This is a genomic window from Caballeronia sp. LP006, from assembly GCF_031450995.1.
Classification (GTDB): Bacteria; Pseudomonadota; Gammaproteobacteria; order Burkholderiales; family Burkholderiaceae; genus Caballeronia.
The window spans coordinates 503,217-522,863 of sequence record NZ_JARTVW010000005.1 but is presented as its reverse complement, the minus strand read 5'-3'; the positions used below and the strand labels follow the sequence as shown (position 1 = coordinate 522,863).

The window sequence follows — 19,647 nt, the reverse complement described above, 5'->3', positions numbered from 1 at the left end:
ACAGCGAAAAATGGAGACCTGCCCCGCGTACCTAAAAGAACGGAGACTCCATGAACGCGCGTGTTCCCGCTGATGCATTCGCCTCGCACTCTAAAGAACCGGCATTGTCGGGCTATCGACTGACCGACAACCTGAGCGCCACGAGCGGCCGCATCTTCCTTACCGGCACGCAGGCGCTCGTGCGGCTCGTCCTGATGCAGCGCGAACTCGACCGCGCGGCGAATCTCAACACGGCCGGTTTCGTGAGCGGCTATCGAGGCTCGCCGCTCGGCATGGTCGATCAGCAATTGTGGAAGGCGAAGAAACTGCTCGCGTCGCACGACGTGCGCTTTCTGCCCGCGATCAACGAGGAACTCGGCGGCACGGCGGTGCTCGGCACGCAGCGCGTTGAATCGGACCCGGAGCGCACCGTCGATGGCGTCTTCGCGATGTGGTACGGCAAAGGCCCTGGCGTGGACCGCGCGGGCGATGCGCTCAAGCACGGCAACGCCTACGGTTCTTCGCCGCATGGAGGCGTGCTCGTCGTCGCCGGCGACGATCACGGCTGCGTGTCTTCGTCGATGCCGCATCAGAGCGATCAAGCGATGATCGCGTGGCACATGCCGGTGGTGAATCCGTCGAACGTGGCCGACATGCTGGAGTTCGGTCTCTACGGCTGGGCGCTGTCGCGCTTTTCGGGCGCGTGGGTCGGCTTCAAGGCGATTTCGGAGACGGTCGAATCCGGCTCGACCGTCGATCTGGACGGCATCCGCCGTGACTGGCCAGCGCCGCAAGACTTCACGCCGCCGCCGGGCGGATTGCACAACCGCTGGCCCGATCTGCCAAGTCTCACCATCGAATCGCGCCTCGCCGCGAAGATAGAAGCGGCGCGGCACTTCGCGCGCGAAAACAGCATCGACAAATGGATTGCGCCGAGCCCGCGCGCGAACGTGGGAATCGTGACGTGCGGCAAGGCGCATCTCGATCTCATGGAAGCGCTGCGCCGCCTCGATCTCACCATCGCCGATCTGGATGCGGCGGGCGTGCGCATCTACAAGGTCGGGCTCTCGTATCCGCTCGAAACGACGCGGCTCGAATCGTTCGTCGAAGGGCTCGCGGAAGTGCTCGTGATCGAGGAGAAAGGGCCGGTCATCGAGCAGCAGATCAAGGACCATCTTTACAACCGCGCGCAAGGTGCGCGTCCCGTGGTGATCGGCAAGACGGCGCAGGATGGCGCGCCGCTTCTGTCCGCGCTCGGCGAGTTGCGGCCCTCGCGCGTGCTGCCGGTGTTCGCGCAATGGCTCGCGCGTCACAAGCCTGCGCTCGATCGCCGCGACAAAGTGGTGGATCTCGTCGCGCCGCAAATTCTGTCCAATATCGCCGATGCCGTGAAGCGCACGCCCTACTTCTGCTCGGGCTGTCCGCACAACACGTCGACGAAGGTGCCCGAAGGGTCGGTGGCGCAGGCGGGCATCGGCTGTCACTTCATGGCTTCGTGGATGGAGCGCGACACGACCGGTCTCATTCAGATGGGTGGCGAAGGCGTCGATTGGGCTTCGCATTCCATGTTCACGAAAACGCCGCACGTGTTTCAGAACCTGGGCGACGGCACCTATTTCCACTCGGGCATTCTCGCGATTCGTCAAGCCGTGGCCGCGAAGGCGAACATCACGTACAAGATTCTCTATAACGACGCCGTCGCGATGACCGGCGGCCAGCCCGTCGATGGCAGCATTTCCGTGCCGCAAATCGCGCGGCAAGTGGAAGCCGAAGGCATTGCGCTGCTCGTCGTGGTCAGCGACGAGCCCGAAAAGTACGACGGCCACGAAGATCAGTTTCCGCGCGGCACGACGTTTCATCATCGCGACGAACTCGATGCCGTGCAGCGCCGTCTGCGCGACACGCCGGGCGTCACCGTGCTCATCTACGACCAGACCTGCGCCGCCGAAAAGCGCCGCCGCCGCAAGAAAGGCGAATTTCCCGATCCAGACAAGCGGCTCTTCATCAACGAAGCGGTGTGCGAAGGTTGCGGCGACTGCGGCGTGAAGTCGAACTGTCTATCGGTCGAACCGGTGGAAACGGAGTTGGGAAGAAAGCGCCGCATCGATCAGTCGTCCTGCAACAAGGACTATTCGTGCGTGAATGGCTTCTGCCCGAGCTTCGTCACGCTCGAAGGCGCGAAGCTCAAGAAGGCGGAAGGCCACGCGTTCGATCCAGCCGAACTCGCGCGAAAGGTCGATTCCCTGCCCTTGCCGCAAGCGCATCTCGACGCTGCGCCCTATGACATCCTGGTCACGGGCGTAGGCGGCACGGGCGTGGTCACCGTGGGCGCGCTCATCAGCATGGCGGCGCATCTGGAAGGCAAGAGCGCGTCGGTGCTCGACTTCATGGGCTTCGCGCAGAAAGGCGGCTCGGTGCTGTCGTTCGTGCGCTTCGCCGCGACCGATGCGCTTCTGAACCAGGTGCGCATCGACACGCAACAGGCCGACTTGCTGCTCGCTTGCGACATGGTGGTAGGCGCGAGTCCCGAAGCCTTGCAAACGGTGCGGCACGACAGAACGAAGATCGTCGTGAACACGCACGCTATCGCCAACGCGAGCTTCGTGCAGAACCCCGAGGCGAATCTTCACGCGGATGCGCTCATCGACAAGATGCGGCACGCAGCCGGGCCCCATGCCGCCGACGCGCTCCGAAGCTGCGATGCACAGGCGCTCGCCACGCGCTTTCTCGGCGACACCATCGGCGCGAACATTCTGATGCTGGGCTTCGCGTGGCAGTTGGGGCTCGTGCCGTTGTCGCACGCGGCGCTCATGCGCGCGCTCGAACTGAACAACGTGGCGGTGGCCGCGAACAAGCTGGCCTTCGCCATCGGACGGCTCGCGGCGGCGGATGCGAGCGCGCTGGAAGCGCTGGCGGCATCGAAGGAAAACAAGCGTGTCGCGATGGCGGACACGCCCTTGCGCGAGCTGATCCGCGACCGCGAGGAACGCCTTCTCGCGTATGGCGGCGCGAAGTATGTCGCGCGTTATCGCAAGCTCGTCGAGGCCGCATCGGGCGATGACGCCCTCACGCGCGCCGTCGCGGTCACGTTCTACAAGCTGCTCGCGGTGAAGGACGAGTACGAAGTCGCGTGCCTCTACACGGACCCGGCGTTTCGCGCCGCGCTCGCCGCGCAGTTCGAAGGCGCGGCCGGCGACGACTACACCGTGAAGTTCAATCTCGCGCCGCCCGCCATGTCACGCGCGCCGAAAAAGAAGGTGTTCGGGCAATGGATGTGGTCCGTGCTCGGCGGCTTGTCGAGATTTCGCGCGCTGCGCGGCACGGTGCTCGATCCGTTCGGCAAGACGCTCGAACGGCGGATGGAGCGTCAACTCGCCAGCGATTACGAACTCACGATGCAACGCGCGCTCGCCAAACGCAATACGCACAACGCGCAAGACGTGCTGGCGCTTGCCGCGCTATTCGAACGCGTGCGCGGCTACGGTCACGTGAAGCTCGCCAGCCTCGCGATGGTCAAGCGCGGCGAACGCGATATCGCGGCGCGCATCGGCATTGAAGCGGCGACGGGCGACGCGGTGCGCGCGTCCATCGAAACGATGAAGGGCGCATCGAGCCTGAAGGGAATTCCGGTCGTCGTGGCGAAATGATCGGGACGTGTGAGGCCTCGGCTCTCAGACGAGCTCGTCGTCCGAGATCCAGTCGATGTCGCCGCACAGCACGCAGCGCTTGCCGTCGAGCCGCGTCTCCACCGACAACGTGACGCAAGGCATCGCCTCGTTGATCGACAGATACGGCTTCGTCACGTGCACGCGCTCCGGCTCGCCGAGCGCCGCCCGAAAATATGGTCGGCGCAGCCAGTTCGCGCCTTGCGCGTCGATCAGCGGGAGAAATCGTGCTTCGTGCGCCGCGCGGTCGGCGCGCAGCACGACATTACGGCCCGCCTGGCGACCGTTGGCGTCGAGCAGGAAGCAGCGGGCGGCGTTATCGAGCGCGAGGAAGTTCCAGCACACTTCGTCGAGCGGCTCGCCCGCCGCAAGCCGTTCCGCCGCGCGCTCGAAGGCACGCACGTAGGGTTGCAGCCGCGTCGCCACGCGCCGTTCGCGCGCCTCGGTCTGCAAGCGGTAGCGCTCGGTGAGTTCGCCGATGACGGTTTTCGCGTGGTCGCCATCCGCGAGACCCGGATGCGGCCGCGCGAAGAAGAAGCCCTGCACGAAGTCCGCGCCGCTCGCAAGCGCCAATTGCGCCTCGTGTTCGGTCTCGACGCCTTCTATCAGCACGAGCTTGCCCGCTTCGTGCAGCAAGGACACGATGCCCGAGAGCACCGCTTCCATGTTCTGCCGCTGCTTGATCGTGCGCGACGACGAAGGCGCGTGCACGTTCTGCCCGGCGTGCGACAGCATCACGCGATCTAGCTTCACGATATCCGGATCGAGTTGCCAGATGCGTTCGATGTTCGTATGTCCCGCGCCGAAGTCGTCCAGCGCAATGAGAAAGCCCTGATCGCGGAACTGCTGCACGGCGAGCGCGAGCCGTTCCATGTCTTCGGCGCTCTGCTCCAGCACTTCGAGCACGACGCGGCGCGGCTCGATATGCAGCCGCTTGAGGTTGGCCATCAACGCGGCGGCGTGATACGGCTCGGTCAGCGCGCCGGGATGCACGTTGAGAAAGAGCCATTCGGTCTGCGCGCCCAGCATCTTGAAGTTTTCCAGATGCAGCGCCTGCGCCAGCCGGTCGATCAGCATGGCTTCGCCAATACGCGATGCCTGCCCGAAAACATCGACCGGAGGAACCGGACGATCGAGCGAGTCATGCGCGCGCAACAAGCCTTCGTAGCCGACCGCGCGCATATGCGAAAGGCTGAAGACCGGCTGGAAGACGCTCGAGAGCGTCAGGTCGCCATGTTCGACGGAATAGCGGTCGAAGCCCGAGGTCACGCCCAGTTCGAAGCTACGCGTGGTGACCGTCGCCTTTTCCGGATTCGCGATCACCATGTCCGTGCCCTCCCGCAAAACGCCGAATCTCTTGCCTGGCCAAGCCTGACCGGTCCCGCCCCGGCCCCGTCCAATACCGATTTCATAGAACAGCCCTCGTTGATCTGCCGGGAGTCTTGCGTCCCCCGTGGCTGACGATAAAGCAAGCTCCATGCGAGCAATGCATGTGGATTTGTCGGCGTTTTAGGTGGAATGTGCACCGCTATCAGGCGATTTCGCGTGCATGCGCACCGCCGCGGTGCGAGCGTCGTATATCACCGTATATCAACCCTGACCGGCTCACGCGATAAACTTTCGCGTCGCCCGAACAATGCTAGACGGCATCAAGGGCTTTCGCCTCTTTGCGTCGTGCAGTACCGCACATATGGAAATCGTCTTCACCGTACTCATTCTTCTGATGGTGGTCGCGCTGTCCGGCTTCGGACTGAGCCTGCTTCCGGTCAAGCTGCCGCTACCGCTGATCCAGATCGCCATCGGCGCGGTGCTGGCGTGGCACGGCTTCGGGCTTCACGTCACGTTCGATCCCGAACTCTTCATGCTGCTGTTCATTCCGCCGCTGCTTTTCGCGGATGGCTGGCGCATTCCGAAGCGCGAGCTCTACATGCAGCGCCGCGCGATACTCATGCTCGCGCTCGGCCTCGTGTTCATCACGGTCGGGCTGCTCGGCTACTTCCTGCACGCGATGATTCCCGAGATGCCGCTGCCCGTCGCGTTTGCGCTCGCGGCCGTGCTTTCGCCGACGGATGCCGTCGCGCTGACGGGCATTGCCGGGCGCAATCGCATTCCGCCGAACCTCATGCATATCCTCGAAGGCGAAGCGCTGATGAACGACGCGTCCGGCCTCGTCGCGCTGAAGTTCGCCATCGCGGCGGCGCTCACCGGCGTGTTCTCCCTGCGCGACGCGACCATCAGCTTCTTCATCATCGCGGCGGGCGGGCTCGCCATCGGCGCGGCGATCAGTTGGGCGATCACGGAGATACCCGCGCGCATCCTCAAGTTTTCCGAGGACGACGACCCCGCGGCGGGCGTCATTCTCACCGTGCTGATTCCGTTCGCCGCCTACGTGATCGCCGAGCGCGCGGGTTGCTCGGGCATTCTGGCGGCGGTATCGGCGGGGATGATGATGAACATCCAAAGCCTGCGCGACAGCATTCCGAGCGCGGTGCGTATCCGCATGACGAGCACCTGGGCGATGATCGAGTTCGTCTTCAACGGAATGGTGTTCATTCTGCTCGGCCTGCAGTTGCCGCACGTGATCGGGCAGGCGCTGATCGAAGCGCATCACGATGGCGACGCTCAAGTGGGCCTTTTGATCGGCTATGTGCTTGCGACCGTCGTCGCGTTGTATGCGTTGCGCTTCGTGTGGGTGTATTGCCTGCGCTGGGTGGCGAGCCGCAACGCCGCGAAACAGGGCATTGGCGCGGCGCCCGGTTTTCGCACGCTCGCCATGACCACGATTGGCGGCGTGCGCGGCGCGGTCACACTCGCGGGCGTGCTCTCGCTGCCGGTCACGCTCGATAACGGCACGCCGCTCGCGGGTCGCGACGTGGCAATCTTCATCGCGTCGGCGGTGATCCTGGTGTCGCTCATCATCGCGGTCATCGGCTTGCCTATTCTCTTGCGCGGCACCGCGCGCATCGACAAGCCCTACGCGGCGGAGGAGCGCATGGCGCGGCGGCGCATCGCGCAGGCGGCGATACGCGCTATCGACGACACGCACGAGACGCTGATCGAGCAGATGGACGAAACGGCGGCGGCGCGCTGCACGGATTCATCCGCGCGTGTGATGGGCATTTACCGGCGAAGGCTGGAATCCCTCGGCGATGAGGAAGCGCCACGCGTGGCCGCGAAGAGAAGCGAAATGGTCGAGACACGGCTGCGCATGGCCGCGATGCGCGCCGAGCGGGCCGAGTTGTTCAGGTTACGCGCGGCTCAGACGATCAACGACGAGACGTTGAACAAGCTCATCCGGGAGATCGATCTGGCGGAGACCGCGCTGGTGAATCGGAAGCGGGGGTTGTCGGCTTGAGAGCATGCTCTCTTGCCTGCGCGCGCGTTCCACCGGGCGCGCAGGCGCTTTGTCATCAGACCACGCCCGACCCACGCCGGCGCAGCAGCGCATACAGAATGATCGCGCCGAACGTCGCGGTGCCAATCCCGCCAAGCGCGAAACCGCCGAGTTTGAGCGTGAAGTCGCCCGCGCCGAGCACGAGCGTGACGGCCGCGACGATCAGATTGCGGTTATCCGAAAAGTCCACCTTGTTGACCACCCAGATGCGCGCGCCCGTCACCGCGATCAGCCCGAACACCACGATCGACACGCCGCCGAGCACCGGCCCCGGAATGGTTTGAATGACCGCGCCGAACTTCGGCGAGAAGCCGAGCACGATGGCGAACAATGCCGCGATGGCGAACACGAGCGTCGAATAAATCTTCGTGACGGCCATCACGCCGATGTTCTCCGCATAAGTCGTCACGCCCGTGCCGCCCGCGAAACCGGAGACGATGGTCGCCAGTCCGTCGCCGATGAACGCGCGTCCGATGTAACGGTCGAGACTCTGTCCCGTCATCGCGCCGACCGCCTTGATGTGGCCGAGGTTCTCGGCGACGAGAATGATCGCGATGGGCGCGAGCAGGGTCATCGCCTGCGGTTCGAACACGGGCGCGGTGAAGTGCGGCATGCCGAACCACGCGGCGTTCGCGACGATCGAGAAGTCGATCGGTTTGCCCATGCTCAAGCCATTGGTCAGCACCGCGTAGATGATGTAGGCAATCGCCAGCCCGATCAGAATCAACAGGCGCTGCGCCATGCCGCGCGCGAACACGGCCACGCCGCCCACGCAGAGCACGGTGACGAGCGCCATCCACGAATCGAAGTTGCTGGCGCTCACGCCTTTCACGGCGATAGGCGCGAGATTCAGTCCGATCACGCAGACGATCGCACCGGTGACGACGGGCGGCATCAGCGCTTCGATCCACTTCGTGCCGACCGCCGTGACGATTGCACCGATGATCGCGTAAGCCACGCCGCACGCCACGATGCCGCCGAGCGCAACGGGAATGTTCATGTTCGGGCCGTGGCCGCTGTAGCCCGTCACCGCTATGACGAGCCCGATGAACGCGAAGCTCGAACCGAGATAGCTAGGCACGCGTCCGCCGACCAGCACGAAGAAGAGCAGCGTGCCGATGCCCGACATGAAAATGCACAGATTGGGATCGAAGCCCATGAGAAGCGGCGCGAGCACGGTCGAGCCGAACATGGCGACGACGTGCTGAATGCCCATGGCGAACATCTGCGGCCAGGGCAGGCGCTCATCGGGGCCGACGACGCGGCCGCCTTGCGCATCCGGCTGGACGGGCCAGCGCGGGAAATAGGGATTGGACATGGGAAACAACTCCTTCTCGACATTGACGCCGTTTCGTGCGGCGCGGGTGTTCTGGAAACTGGCGCGAGTTTACGGAGTGGGATGCAGGGTGGCAAGCGAGGTGATATTACGGGAGGCTTGCGGCGATGAGCGCTTCGTACACATTGTTGCGAAAGGTGCATTAGCGCCAAGATTCATGCGCGGCCCGCTCGACCGCGACCGCACGATGAGCACCGAAACGCTAGCGCGTCCGCTGCTTGCCGTCGGCGACATTCGACGCTGGCCGCCATCGCAAGCGGCCAGCGCGAACTGAATTACCCGCGCCCGTCCAGTTCGAACACCGCGACCGCGCCCTTCAGTTGCTCGGCCTGATCGGCCATCGCGCCCGCAGCGGCCGCCGCTTGCTCGACCAACGCCGCGTTCTGCTGCGTCACCTGGTCCATTTGCGCCACCGCGCGATTCACCTGTTCGATGCCCGCGCTCTGCTCGTGCGAGGCCGCCGAAATCTGCGCCATGATGTCCGTCACGCGCTGCACGGCTTCCGTCACTTCGGCCATGGTCGAACCCGCGCGCTCGGCAATCGCCGCGCCGCTGTCCACCCGCGCCGTCGACGCTTCGATCAGTTCCTTGATCTCCTTCGCCGACATCGCGCTGCGTTGCGCAAGCGAACGCACTTCACCGGCGACGACCGCGAAACCGCGTCCTTCCTCGCCCGCGCGCGCCGCTTCGACAGCGGCATTCAGCGCCAGGATATTGGTCTGAAACGCGATGCCTTCGATCACCGCGATGATGTCCGTCATTCGCTTCGAGCCCGCCGCGAGTTCGCGCATGTTGTCCACTACTTCGCCGACGAGTTCGCTGCCGCGCGTCGAGACATCCGATGCGCCGCGCGCCAGGCCGCTGGCTTCATCGGCGTTGCTGGCGTTCTGACGCACGGTCGCGGTGAGCTGCTCCATGCTCGACGCGGTTTCTTCCAGCGACGCCGCCTGCTCTTCCGTGCGTTGCGACAAGTCGGTGTTGCCTTGTGCGATTTCACGCGATGCGAACAGAATCGATTCGCTCGAATGCCGGATGCCGCCGACGATCTCCGCCAGCTTCACGCTCATGTTGCCGAGGCTGTGAAGCATGCTGCTGTCGTCGCCCGGACGCGTTTGCACGCGCGCCGTCAGATCGCCTTCCGCGATACGGTTCGCAATTTGCGCCGCATAGCCCGGCTCGCCGCCGAGCTGCGCCGACAGCCGCCTGCCGATCAAGACCGCGAGCAAGCCGCCGGCCGCCATCGCGCCGAGCACGAGTGCGAGCATCACGACGCGCATCGTCTGGTATTCGGACGCCGCGTTGTTGCGTGCGCCGGTTGCGCGCTCACGCTTGAAGTCGGCGAGACGTTCGAGCGATGCGCGCGCTTTCTCGCTGGCATCGATCGCACGGGCAATGAGACCCATCTGATCGACGTCCGTCGGCATGGGTTTCGTGCCGATCTGCATATGCACGATGTCTTCCCATCCGGCGATAGCCTGCGCCGCCGAGTCGTAGAGCGCGCGGCCATCCGTCGTCGTCATCGTGGGGCGCAGGTTGTCGAGCGCCTGATGCATGCTTGCGAGCGAGGCGGTCATGCCTTCCTTGAGCTTGGCCTTGCCGGCATCGTCGGCGAAGGTGAGATTCGCGGCGGCAAGGTCGGTGTTCAGCTTGTGCTTGTTGGCTTCCTCGACCCAGTAAAGGCCGTCCATGTGTTTCGCGCCGATCTCGCCGATCAAGCTGTTCATCTTCGCCAGCGATACGACGCCGGTCACGCCCACGCATGCGGTAAATACAATCACCACCGCGAATGACAGCACGAGCTTGCCAAACACGGAAAGGCGGTCAAACCAGTTCATCGATGTCTCCTCTGTCGACCAGCGCTTCATCGACCGGCGTTCGAGCGTCGAGCTTCCGCGCCGGTCCGTCTGGTCCCACGCCCCGCAGACGACGCCCACGGACGGCGTGGTGCGAACTCAGGTTCGCGCACAGAGAGCTTTACGGCGCGGGTTGCGGCCTTCTTGAGATCGAATGCGGAGAATACGGCGGATGAGATGTGAGGCGAAAGGCGGACGAAAACTGGCGTTGTCATGCAAGCGCTGGACGCTTGCGTTGCGCGTGCGCGCTCGCTGTCGTTCAGTGCTGCGCCGAGGATGCTCGCCGCCTTCAAGTTCCTGCTGAATCGCAGCTTTCTAGGAGTCTTCCTAGATTCGGAATAATCGTATATTTGGCCGCAACGAGTCGACGTATTCTTTCCCTGTGCGTATTCCCCTGTATATGCACGTAGTCGTTGTAACTCTCCGATTACCGCCCTCGTTCCCCCGGCTTGGGCGGTTCTTTTTTTATTGGCGCACGGGCTTCTTCGCCAGCTTCCGCTGCAACGTCCGCCGGTGCATGTTGAGCGCACGCGCCGTCGCCGAAATATTGCCGTTGTTCTCGGCCAGCGCCCGCTGAATGTGCTCCCACTCGAGCCGCGCCACGGAAAGCAAAGTCGGATTCTCAATCGCTTCTTCCGCCGTCTGCTCGCTCGCCTGTTCATGCAGCGCGGCAAGAATGGACTCGACGTTCGCGGGCTTCGCCAGATAATTGTCCGCACCGTCCTTTACCGCCTGAACCGCCGTCGCAATGCTCGCGTAGCCCGTCAGCACGAGAATGCGCGCGTCCGGCTGCAAGTCGCGCAGCGGTGAGACAAGACGCAAACCGGAATCGTTGCCGAGGTGAAGATCGACCGTGATCTGGCCGAACTTGTGCTGATTGGCGAGCTTCAGCGCTTCGCTCGCGTCGTGCGCCTGATGCGCGGTGTAGCCGCGCCGAACCAGGCCGCGCGCGAGAATGCCCGAAAAAACCTCGTCGTCGTCGATGATCAGGAAATTCATGTCGCTCATGCTTCTTTCTCCAATGTTGGCCGGCGTCGTGCTCACGCCGCGCCGCTTGATTCGGTTCGTGCTTCATCGGCGGGCGATGCGCCGATATTCGGCAGACGCAGGATCGCGCGCGTGCCGCGTGGCTGATCCGCCGCGAGTTCTATCGATCCCTGCAGGCGCGCCGCCGCCGCGAACGCAAGGTATAGCCCGACGCCGTGGCCGCCCTGCGTGCTGTCCACTGGCGCGGCGCCCAGGCTCGAACGCAGCGCGGGCGGAATGCCCGGCCCGCGATCGCAGATATCGAAGCGCACCATCTGCACGCCTTCCACCTTTTCAGCCGATGCCTGCAAGGTCACGAGCTCGCTGCTCGCGCGCGCCGCGTTGTCCAGCAAGATCGTGAGAATCTGACCGATGGCAACGGAATCGTCGATGGACATGGACTCCGGCGTCTTGCCCGCGTGCTCGAACTTCACTTGCGGATGCCGCAGCCGCCATTGCTCGATGAAGCTCGCGAGCCATTCGCGAAGCGGCTGGCGATTCGACGGCCCCGTCGCGCGGCTGCGCAAGCGCGCGAGCGCCGAGGTGCACAGCGCCATCTGCTGTTCGAGCAATTCGAAGTCGGCCGCATACGGCGCGAGGTTGCGGTCGTGCGCAGCGGAATCGCGCAATTCCTCGCTCAGCATTGCAATGGTGGACAGCGGCGTGCCCATTTCGTGCGCAACCGTGGCCGCCTGCACGCCAAGCGCAACGGCGCGTTCGTCGCGCAGATGGCGTTGCTGAGCGTCGGCGAGCGCGGCGTCACGCACGCGCAGCGCCCGCGACATGCGCGCGACGAACCAGCCGATCAGCCCGACGCTCACCATGAAGTTCACCCACAGACCCGTGCGGAAGTAGTCGAACAGATTCGATGGATTCTCTATGTTGAGCGGCACGTAGTTGTAGCTCAGGAGCGCATAACAAGAGACCGCGAAGAGCGCGAGCCACGCGGTCATGGTCCACGGCAGAATGGCCGCGGAAATGGCCAGCGACGGCAGATACAAGGTGACGAACGGATTGGTCGAGCCGCCCGAGAGAAACAGAAGCGCGGAGAGCGCGCCTAAGTCGACCCACATCTGGCCGAAGAGTTCGACATTGGTTTCCGGCTGCGCCCGCGCCACGCGCAGCCACGTCAGCCCGTTGAAAAACATTTCGAGCGCGACGACGAGGAGCATGGCCGGCAAGGGCAGCTTCGCGCTGTAGAAAATCTGCACGACGGCGATGGTCGTCAACTGGCCGATGATCGCCAGCGAGCGAAGCCAGAAGAGGTGACCGAGGTTGACCCGTCCGGTATTGGTTATGCGATGCATCGGGTGATTGAGTGCGAGCGGTCCATGCGACATTATCCCGCTTGCGCCTATAGTGAAACCGAACGTGGCGCGATTTGTCGCACCCTGATATCAGCGTGACGCTTGGCCCATCTCGACCGCCAGGCATGCGCGGCACAGGCAAGTCGAGTCCGGCCGCAAGCGTTCGCGCGGCAGCGCGGGCAAGGTTGCGCACCAGCACGTCGCAGCGCCGGCGAGCGCGCCGCAATGAAACGCCGCGCCGCAGCGCGTGCACCGTTGCGTCGCGTCGGAGCCTGATTGAAGCGATACGTTCATCATCGTGTCATCGACATTGATAAGCGATGATCGCATGCCCGGCCGCCATGCCGGAAAACGAGACGGCGCGCGGGGAAAAACGACCTGTCGTGTAACGTCACTCCTGTACAATCCGCGTGTTTAAACGCTCCTCGCCTCATTTGCCGCCATGTCCGAGCTACCTGACCTCACGCAGATCGCGCCTACGCTGAAAGCCGAAATTCTGGCCGAGGCGCTGCCTTATATCCGTCAGTATCACGGCAAGACGGTCGTGATCAAATACGGCGGCAACGCAATGACCGAAGAGCGCCTCAAGCAAGGCTTCGCGCGCGACGTGATCCTCCTGAAGCTCGTCGGCATCAATCCGGTGATCGTGCACGGCGGCGGTCCGCAGATCGACCAGGCGCTCAAGAAGATCGGCAAGCAGGGCACCTTCATTCAGGGCATGCGCGTCACCGACGAAGAGACCATGGAAGTGGTCGAATGGGTGCTCGGCGGCGAGGTACAGCAGGACATCGTCACGCTCATCAACCATTTCGGCGGTCAGGCGGTCGGCTTGACCGGCAAGGACGGCGGGCTCATCCACGCGCGCAAGCTGATGATGCCGGATCGCGATAATCCGGGCCAGTTCATCGACATCGGTCAGGTGGGCGAAGTGGAGTCCATCAACCCGGCGGTGGTGAAGGCGCTGCAGGACGACGCGTTCATTCCGGTCATCTCGCCTATCGGTTTCGGCGAAGACGGACTCTCCTACAACATCAACGCGGATCTGGTCGCGGGCAAGCTGGCGGTCGTCCTGAACGCCGAAAAGCTCGTGATGATGACCAACATTCCCGGCGTGATGGACAAGGAAGGCAATCTTCTCACCGACCTTTCCGCGCGCGAGATCGACGCCCTCTTCGCCGACGGCACCATCTCCGGTGGCATGTTGCCGAAAATTTCCTCCGCGCTGGATGCGGCGAAAAGCGGCGTGCGTTCGGTGCATATCATCGACGGGCGTATCGAGCATTCGGTGCTGCTCGAAATTCTGACCGAGCAGCCGTTCGGCACGATGATCCGCTCGCATTGAGCTTCGTCACTCTTCCTCCAACGCCCGCTGCGGTTTGCTCCGCGCGGGCGTTTTTATTTGCCGAACGTAATCGCGCATGAGTTCATCTCGCAGTGCTCGCCGCCGTCATGTCAAAACGCGCGGCCCAGTTTGGCTCTTCGATCTCGACAACACGCTGCATCACGCGTCGCACGAGATTTTTCCGGCGATCAATCGCGCGATGACGCAGTACATCATCGACCGGCTGGGCGTGGATATCGACGAAGCGAACCGGCTGCGCGTCGGCTACACGGTGCGATACGGCGCGACCTTGCTCGGACTCGTGCGGCATCACAGCATCGATCCCGCAGATTTCCTGCGCGAAGTCCACACCTTCCCCGATCTGCCGTCCATGCTGCGCGCCGAGCGCGGCCTGAAGCGCATCGTGCGCGCGCTGCCGGGCCGCAAGATCGTGCTCACCAACGGACCGACGCTCTACGCGCGCTCGGTGCTCGCGGAACTGGGTATCGGCAAGCTGTTCGAGCGCGTGATCGCCCTCGAGGACATGCGCGACGGCGAACGCTGGCGCGCCAAGCCCGATGCGCCCATGCTTCGTCGCGCGATGCGCCGCGCGCACGTGCATTTGAAAGACGCGATTCTGGTGGAAGACACGCGCGGGCATCTGAAGCGTTACCGGCGGCTCGGCATTCGCACGGTGTGGATCGTCGGCCATTTGCCGATGGCGCGCACGTCAAGCGGCGGCATTTCGCAGCGCTTGCCCGGCTCGGGCCGGCCGCATTACGTGGATCGCACCGTGCGTTCGTTGCGCGCGCTCACGCTCGGCATGCGCGGCGGCGGCTTTCGAGCGGCGAAAGCGACTACATCCTGAAGAGGCGCCGCGCGAGCATGTCTTCGAGGTCCGAGCGCTGATCGACGACGAGATGCACGTAGATGGTTTCGCCATCCACCTTGTAGATGACGCGGTTGGTGCCGCTCGCCACTTCGTAGTATCCCGTCATGCGGAAGTCGACCAGTTCGGGCGGCGTCGCGCCACGACGCGGTGACGCTTCTATCTCGGCGATGGTGTCGGCCAGGCCGTCGCGCGTGGCCTTCCACGCCATCTTGCCGAACTTGTTGATGACGTAGCGTCTGTAGTCGCGCAACTCCTGCTGCACCGGATCGAGAAAGACGGTTTTCACTTGACGCCTTCTTCCCTGTCGAGCCGTTCGAGTTCGCCGAAGAGGTCGATTGCGTCTATGCAATGCCCGGCCTCGATGTACTTCTGCCCCATCGCCAGAATCTTGAGCAAAGCCACGGTCTGATGCAGGTCTTCATAAGACTGCACGTCCTGCACGACCACCCGGCCTTCGCCGTTTTGCGTGATGAGCATGGGCTCGCGGCTCTCGACGACGTTGCGGATCATTTCGGCCGCGCGGCTCTTGAGATGGCTCAGCGGCCTCACACGACTCGGTTTCATTTCCGCTCCAGGGCCCACGCGCAGATTAGACAATATAGACACAAACTCGGGCCATATCCAGAACGCCCGGGCACCGCTATTGGCGGCTTTATTACGTTTTCCGCTATACTTCTTCGCTCAATCTGAATTCGAACACGCGCCGATTTGCTGACTCGATTGCGGGCGCGCGAACCTTCCCAAGCGGTATTGCGGGGAGGTTCAATACAAATGCGGCTAAAGAGGTCGTCAGCCGCGCCGTCAATCCACACGCGCATCGCCGACACCCGTTTAGCCGCTATTTCAAGGCGGAATGAATGGAATCAATCGGCATCGTCACTCCCCAAACCTTGCGCTTCACCGAGCCGCTCGTCATGCAAAGCGGCTCGACGCTCAACGACTACGAACTCGTCGTCGAAACCTACGGCGAACTCAACGCCGCGCGCTCGAACGCCGTGCTCGTTTGCCACGCGCTCAATGCGTCGCATCACGTGGCGGGCGTCTATGCCGACAACCCGAAAGACGTAGGCTGGTGGGACAACATGGTTGGTCCCGGCAAGCCGCTCGATACGAACCGCTTCTTCGTGATCGGCGTGAACAATCTCGGTTCGTGTTTCGGCTCGACCGGGCCGATGAGCATCGACCGTACAAGCGGTAAGCCCTACGGCAAGAGCTTTCCCGTGGTGACGGTGGAAGACTGGGTGCATGCGCAGGCGCGCGTGGCCGACCGCTTCGGCATCGAACGCTTCGCGGCGGTGATGGGCGGCAGTCTCGGCGGCATGCAGGCGCTTGCCTGGAGCACGATGTATCCGGAGCGGCTCGGGCATTGCATCGTGGTGGCATCGACGCCGAAGCTTTCGGCGCAGAACATCGCGTTCAACGAAACGGCGCGCTCGGCGATTCTCTCCGACCCCGACTTCCACGGCGGCGACTACTACGCACACGACGTGAAGCCGCGCCGCGGCTTGCGCGTGGCACGCATGATCGGCCATATCACCTATCTGTCGGATGACGACATGGCCGTGAAGTTCGGCCGCGCGCTGCGCCGTGCCGAAGGCGCGCTCGACGCGTACAACTTCAACTTCGACGTCGAGTTCGAAGTGGAGTCGTATCTGCGCTATCAGGCCGACAAGTTCGCCGAATACTTCGACGCCAACACGTACCTGCTCATCACGCGCGCGCTCGATTATTTCGATCCCGCCAAGGCCTTCGAAGGCGACCTGCGCCGCGCGCTCGCCAACACCACGGCGAAGTATCTGATCGCGAGCTTTACGACCGACTGGCGTTTCGCGCCCGCGCGTTCCCGCGAGATCGTCAAAGCGCTGCTCGACAACAAGCGCACCGTGAGCTACGCGGAGATCGACGCGCCGCACGGCCACGACGCCTTCCTGCTCGACGACGCGCGCTATCACAACTTGATGCGCGCCTATTACGAACGCATTGCCACGGAGATCGGCGCATGAACCAGCACACTCTCGATTCCCTCGCGCTGCGTTCGGACTTTCGCGCCATCGCGCGCTGGGTCGAACCGCGTTCCTCCGTGCTCGATCTCGGTTGTGGCGACGGTTCGCTGCTCTCGCTGCTCGGCGAAGAACTCGAAGTGCACGGTTACGGCATCGAAATCAACGACGCCGGCGTGCTCGCGTGCGCGCAAAAAGGCGTGAACGTGATCCAGCAGAATCTCGAAGACGGCCTGCGTCTCTTCGAAGACGACAGCTTCGATTTCGCCGTGCTTTCGCAGACGCTGCAGACCATTCATCAGACCGCGGCGATCCTGCGTGAAACCGTTCGCGTGGGTCGCGAATGCATTGTCTCGTTCCCCAACTTCGGGTACTGGCAGCATCGGCTCTCGGTTATTCAAGGGCGCATGCCGGTTTCGAAATCGCTGCCGTATCAATGGCATAACACGCCGAACGTGCGCGTTCTGACCATCAAGGACTTCGAGGCGCTCGCGCCCGAAGTGGGCATCGAGATACTGGACCGCGTGGTGCTGCACGACGGGCAAACGGTCCGTTGGGGCGCGAACTGGCGTGGTAGTCTTGCGGTCTATCGCGTGAAGCGCCGTTGAGTTCGAATCGGCCCGTCACGCATCGAAACGCACCACCACGACGTATTACCCACATCGATATGCCCGAAACGCCACGCGAGGCGCCCGCTCTTACAGCTCACGAAGAAGATCCCGGCTTGCACGCGTTCCTCAACGCGCGCATCCTCATTTGCGTCTTTCTCGGCTTCACGTCCGGACTGCCGCTCTTCACGCTCTACAGCCTGTTGCAGGCGTGGCTCTCGACTGCGGGCGTCAACGTCAAGGAGATCGGCCTCTTCGCGCTGATCGGGCTTCCCTATACGTGGAAGTTCGTCTGGTCGCCGCTGATGGACCGCTTCATTCCGCGCTTTCCGGGCTGGCGTCCGGGCCGGCGGCGCGGCTGGATGTTCGTCACGCAAGTGCTCGTGATGGTGGCTATCGGCTCCTTCGGGTTCTTTTCGCCCGCGCAGAACCTGTGGGCGGTTGCGGCCATCGCCGCGCTCGTCGCGTTCTTCAGTGCGAGTCAGGATATCGTCATCGATGCGTACCGCCGCGAACTGCTCGCCGATACCGAGCAAGGTCTCGGCAACGCGGTTCATGTCAACGCGTACAAAGTGGCGGGGCTCGTGCCTGGCTCGCTTTCGCTGATTCTCACGAACGTTCTTCCGTGGAAGACCGTGTTTCTGATCACCGCCGCGTTCATGCTGCCGGGCCTCATCATGACGCTCGTGGTCAAGGAGCCGGCCATTCACGGCGCGCCACCCAAGACGTTGCGCGAGGCGATCGTCGAGCCGTTCCACGAGTTCATCACGCGCAATGGCTGGCAATCCGCGCTGCTGGTGCTGGGCTTCATCTTCCTCTACAAGCTCGGCGACACCATGGCGACCGCGCTTGCCACGAAGTTCTTCATCGACGTAGGCTTCACGCTCACGCAGATCGGCGTGATAGCGAAAGCGGTGGCGTTCTGGGCGAGCATCGCGGGCGGCTTGATCGGCGGTATCTGCCTCGTGAAGATCGGCATTGCGCGCGGACTCTGGGTCTTCGGCTTCTTGCAGATCATCGCGACGCTCGGCTTTGCGTGGCTCACGAAAATCGGGCCGTCGCCCGCCGCGCTCGCGGTGCTTTACGGCTTCGAAACGTTCGCGACGGGCCTCACGCTCGCCACATTCACGGCCTATATCGCGAGCACGACCGATCCGCGCTACACCGCGACTCAGTTCGCGCTCTTCACGAGCCTCGCCGCCGTGCCACGGACTTTCGCGGCGGCGGGCAGCGGCTTTATCGTGAGTGAAACAGGATGGTTTCCGTACTTCATGGTGTGCGTCGCGCTGTCCATACCCGGCATGCTACTGTTGCCGAAGATCGCGCCATGGAGAACGCCACGATGACGGTATCGATGCCGGCCCGGCCCACGCTTGGCGCGCTCATCTGCGCGCTCATGCTGGCGACGCTCGCGCCCATGTCCGCGCGCGCGCAGGACGAAGAGCGCGCGCCGCCTTACACGGCGCCGAACAGCCAGATCCGCTTCGGCAACTCGGCGTTGTTCCGCAATCTGATTCCGCCCGCGACGCTCGAACAGCAGGCGAGCGATGAATATGCACAGATCATTCACGACGCCGAGCGCAACAAGACACTGCTCGGCAATGACAATCCGCTCGTCAAGCGCGTGCGCGATATCGCCACTCACGAGATTCCGTTCGCGCTCAAGTGGAATGACCGCGCGAAGAACTGGAAGTGGGAAATCAACGTCATCAAGTCGCCCGAAGTGCGCATGTACTGTTTGCCGGGCGGCAAGATCGTGGTGTATAGCGGGCTCATCGACAAGCTGCATCTGAACGACAACGAGATCGGCATGATGATCGGCCATGAGATCGCGCACGCGCTGCGCGAACATGCGCGCGAACGGCTCGGGCGGCAGCAGGCGCAGCAGTTGTCGTCGGGTACCATGCCGCAGCTTTTCGGCTTTACCGATTACGGTTCGCAGCCGCTTGGCATCGGCGATCAGTTGCTGGCCATGAAATACGCCCCCGCCGACGAGACCGAAGCGGATGTCATCGGCAGTGAGATTGCTTCGCGCGCAGGTTACGATCCGCGCGCGGCCATCACCTTGTGGAACAAGATCGATACCGCCACGCGACACTCCGACAACGGTTTCATCTGGATGCATCCGTATGGGCCGGAGCGCCGGCAGGACTTGCTCAAGCGCCTGCCGGACATGATGCCGCTGTATGCGAAAGCGGTGGGAAAGAGCATCGACCAGTTGCCGAATTACGGCGGTTTGGGGCGGTTTAAGAAGGGTGGGCGTTAG

Annotated in this window: 17 protein-coding genes; 9 read left to right on the top strand and 8 right to left on the bottom strand. The window is 63.4% G+C overall.

Going from position 1 to position 19,647, the window contains the following annotated elements; all coding sequences use genetic code 11:
* Window positions 1-50: 50 nt before the first annotated feature.
* Window positions 51-3,626, top strand: a complete 3,576-nt coding sequence (locus P9250_RS19120; protein ID WP_310394596.1) for an indolepyruvate ferredoxin oxidoreductase family protein — start codon at window positions 51-53, stop codon at window positions 3,624-3,626.
* Window positions 3,627-3,650: 24 nt separating this feature from the next.
* Here the strand turns inward: P9250_RS19120 and P9250_RS19115 are convergent, their stop codons facing one another.
* Window positions 3,651-4,970: an EAL domain-containing protein gene (locus tag P9250_RS19115; RefSeq protein WP_244826761.1), complete on the bottom strand. Its 1,320-nt coding sequence runs from the start codon at window positions 4,968-4,970 to the stop codon at window positions 3,651-3,653.
* A 364-nt stretch (window positions 4,971-5,334) separates the two neighbouring features.
* On the opposite strand from P9250_RS19115, the gene P9250_RS19110 reads away from it, so the two are divergent.
* Entirely contained in the window at window positions 5,335-6,999 is a 1,665-nt protein-coding gene (locus P9250_RS19110) for a Na+/H+ antiporter (RefSeq protein WP_244828152.1), read from the top strand.
* A gap of 55 nt (window positions 7,000-7,054) precedes the next feature.
* Here the strand turns inward: P9250_RS19110 and P9250_RS19105 are convergent, their stop codons facing one another.
* Complete coding sequence (locus tag P9250_RS19105) at window positions 7,055-8,356, bottom strand: solute carrier family 23 protein (protein ID WP_310394594.1); 1,302 nt, start codon at window positions 8,354-8,356, stop codon at window positions 7,055-7,057.
* Here P9250_RS19105 and P9250_RS19100 point away from each other — a divergent pair.
* Window positions 8,355-8,648: a hypothetical protein gene (locus tag P9250_RS19100; RefSeq protein ID WP_310394592.1), complete on the top strand. Its 294-nt coding sequence runs from the start codon at window positions 8,355-8,357 to the stop codon at window positions 8,646-8,648. The two genes, P9250_RS19105 and P9250_RS19100, sit on opposite strands and share 2 nt — an antisense overlap.
* 1 nt (window position 8,649) lies before the next feature.
* On the opposite strand, the gene P9250_RS19095 is transcribed toward P9250_RS19100, so the two are convergent.
* From P9250_RS19095 to P9250_RS19080, 4 genes are all read right to left on the bottom strand, one after another.
* Window positions 8,650-10,209: a methyl-accepting chemotaxis protein gene (locus P9250_RS19095; protein ID WP_244826759.1), complete on the bottom strand. Its 1,560-nt coding sequence runs from the start codon at window positions 10,207-10,209 to the stop codon at window positions 8,650-8,652.
* A 483-nt stretch (window positions 10,210-10,692) separates the two neighbouring features.
* Entirely contained in the window at window positions 10,693-11,235 is a 543-nt protein-coding gene (locus tag P9250_RS19090) for a response regulator transcription factor (RefSeq protein WP_244826758.1), read from the bottom strand.
* 32 nt (window positions 11,236-11,267) lie between these two features.
* Entirely contained in the window at window positions 11,268-12,560 is a 1,293-nt protein-coding gene (locus P9250_RS19085) for an ATP-binding protein (protein WP_310394590.1), read from the bottom strand.
* 90 nt (window positions 12,561-12,650) lie between these two features.
* Window positions 12,651-12,890, bottom strand: coding sequence for a cysteine-rich CWC family protein (locus P9250_RS19080; RefSeq protein ID WP_310394588.1), 240 nt, complete (start codon window positions 12,888-12,890; stop codon window positions 12,651-12,653).
* 112 nt (window positions 12,891-13,002) lie between these two features.
* Between P9250_RS19080 and argB the strand changes: the two genes are divergently transcribed.
* Both argB and P9250_RS19070 read left to right on the top strand, forming a co-directional pair.
* On the top strand, window positions 13,003-13,902 hold the full coding sequence (argB, locus tag P9250_RS19075) for an acetylglutamate kinase (protein WP_244826756.1): 900 nt from the start codon (window positions 13,003-13,005) through the stop codon (window positions 13,900-13,902).
* Window positions 13,903-13,978: 76 nt separating this feature from the next.
* A complete protein-coding gene (locus tag P9250_RS19070) occupies window positions 13,979-14,749 on the top strand; it encodes a pyrimidine 5'-nucleotidase (protein ID WP_310394586.1) in 771 nt (256 codons plus the stop codon).
* Here the strand turns inward: P9250_RS19070 and P9250_RS19065 are convergent.
* Window positions 14,739-15,059: a type II toxin-antitoxin system RelE/ParE family toxin gene (locus P9250_RS19065; RefSeq protein ID WP_244826754.1), complete on the bottom strand. Its 321-nt coding sequence runs from the start codon at window positions 15,057-15,059 to the stop codon at window positions 14,739-14,741. The genes P9250_RS19070 and P9250_RS19065 overlap by 11 nt on opposite strands.
* A complete protein-coding gene (locus P9250_RS19060; protein ID WP_244826753.1) occupies window positions 15,056-15,337 on the bottom strand; it encodes a type II toxin-antitoxin system Phd/YefM family antitoxin in 282 nt (93 codons plus the stop codon). The genes P9250_RS19065 and P9250_RS19060 overlap by 4 nt, the downstream gene beginning before the upstream one ends.
* A 293-nt stretch (window positions 15,338-15,630) precedes the next feature.
* Here P9250_RS19060 and P9250_RS19055 point away from each other — a divergent pair, with 293 nt between their 5' ends.
* The 4 genes from P9250_RS19055 to P9250_RS19040 are packed head-to-tail and all read left to right on the top strand — an operon-like array spanning window position 15,631 to window position 19,647.
* Window positions 15,631-16,776, top strand: coding sequence for a homoserine O-acetyltransferase (locus P9250_RS19055; RefSeq protein WP_250508448.1), 1,146 nt, complete (start codon window positions 15,631-15,633; stop codon window positions 16,774-16,776).
* Window positions 16,773-17,381, top strand: a complete 609-nt coding sequence (gene metW / locus P9250_RS19050; RefSeq protein WP_250462600.1) for a methionine biosynthesis protein MetW — start codon at window positions 16,773-16,775, stop codon at window positions 17,379-17,381. Before P9250_RS19055 ends, metW begins: the two co-directional genes overlap by 4 nt.
* A gap of 59 nt (window positions 17,382-17,440) precedes the next feature.
* Entirely contained in the window at window positions 17,441-18,727 is a 1,287-nt protein-coding gene (locus P9250_RS19045) for an AmpG family muropeptide MFS transporter (protein WP_250462597.1), read from the top strand.
* Window positions 18,709-19,647 (top strand): M48 family metallopeptidase, encoded by a 939-nt coding sequence (locus tag P9250_RS19040; protein WP_309961795.1) that lies wholly within the window; start codon window positions 18,709-18,711, stop codon window positions 19,645-19,647. The genes P9250_RS19045 and P9250_RS19040 overlap by 19 nt, the downstream gene beginning before the upstream one ends.

Excerpts from the sequence above, each read along its gene's own strand:
- P9250_RS19095 (WP_244826759.1), bottom strand. The coding sequence starts at position 10,209 with ATGAACTGGTTTGACCGCCTTTCCGTGTTTGGCAAGCTCGTGCTGTCA.
- metW (WP_250462600.1), top strand. The coding sequence starts at position 16,773 with ATGAACCAGCACACTCTCGATTCCCTCGCGCTGCGTTCGGACTTTCGC.
- P9250_RS19120 (WP_310394596.1), top strand. The coding sequence starts at position 51 with ATGAACGCGCGTGTTCCCGCTGATGCATTCGCCTCGCACTCTAAAGAA.
- P9250_RS19100 (WP_310394592.1), top strand. The coding sequence starts at position 8,355 with ATGGGAAACAACTCCTTCTCGACATTGACGCCGTTTCGTGCGGCGCGG.
- P9250_RS19110 (WP_244828152.1), top strand. The coding sequence starts at position 5,335 with ATGGAAATCGTCTTCACCGTACTCATTCTTCTGATGGTGGTCGCGCTG.
- argB (WP_244826756.1), top strand. The coding sequence starts at position 13,003 with ATGTCCGAGCTACCTGACCTCACGCAGATCGCGCCTACGCTGAAAGCC.
- P9250_RS19115 (WP_244826761.1), bottom strand. The coding sequence starts at position 4,970 with ATGGTGATCGCGAATCCGGAAAAGGCGACGGTCACCACGCGTAGCTTC.
- P9250_RS19105 (WP_310394594.1), bottom strand. The coding sequence starts at position 8,356 with ATGTCCAATCCCTATTTCCCGCGCTGGCCCGTCCAGCCGGATGCGCAA.
- P9250_RS19055 (WP_250508448.1), top strand. The coding sequence starts at position 15,631 with ATGGAATCAATCGGCATCGTCACTCCCCAAACCTTGCGCTTCACCGAG.
- P9250_RS19080 (WP_310394588.1), bottom strand. The coding sequence starts at position 12,890 with ATGCGATCATCGCTTATCAATGTCGATGACACGATGATGAACGTATCG.
- P9250_RS19090 (WP_244826758.1), bottom strand. The coding sequence starts at position 11,235 with ATGAGCGACATGAATTTCCTGATCATCGACGACGACGAGGTTTTTTCG.
- P9250_RS19070 (WP_310394586.1), top strand. The coding sequence starts at position 13,979 with ATGAGTTCATCTCGCAGTGCTCGCCGCCGTCATGTCAAAACGCGCGGC.
- P9250_RS19085 (WP_310394590.1), bottom strand. The coding sequence starts at position 12,560 with ATGCATCGCATAACCAATACCGGACGGGTCAACCTCGGTCACCTCTTC.
- P9250_RS19045 (WP_250462597.1), top strand. The coding sequence starts at position 17,441 with ATGCCCGAAACGCCACGCGAGGCGCCCGCTCTTACAGCTCACGAAGAA.
- P9250_RS19060 (WP_244826753.1), bottom strand. The coding sequence starts at position 15,337 with ATGAAACCGAGTCGTGTGAGGCCGCTGAGCCATCTCAAGAGCCGCGCG.
- P9250_RS19040 (WP_309961795.1), top strand. The coding sequence starts at position 18,709 with ATGGAGAACGCCACGATGACGGTATCGATGCCGGCCCGGCCCACGCTT.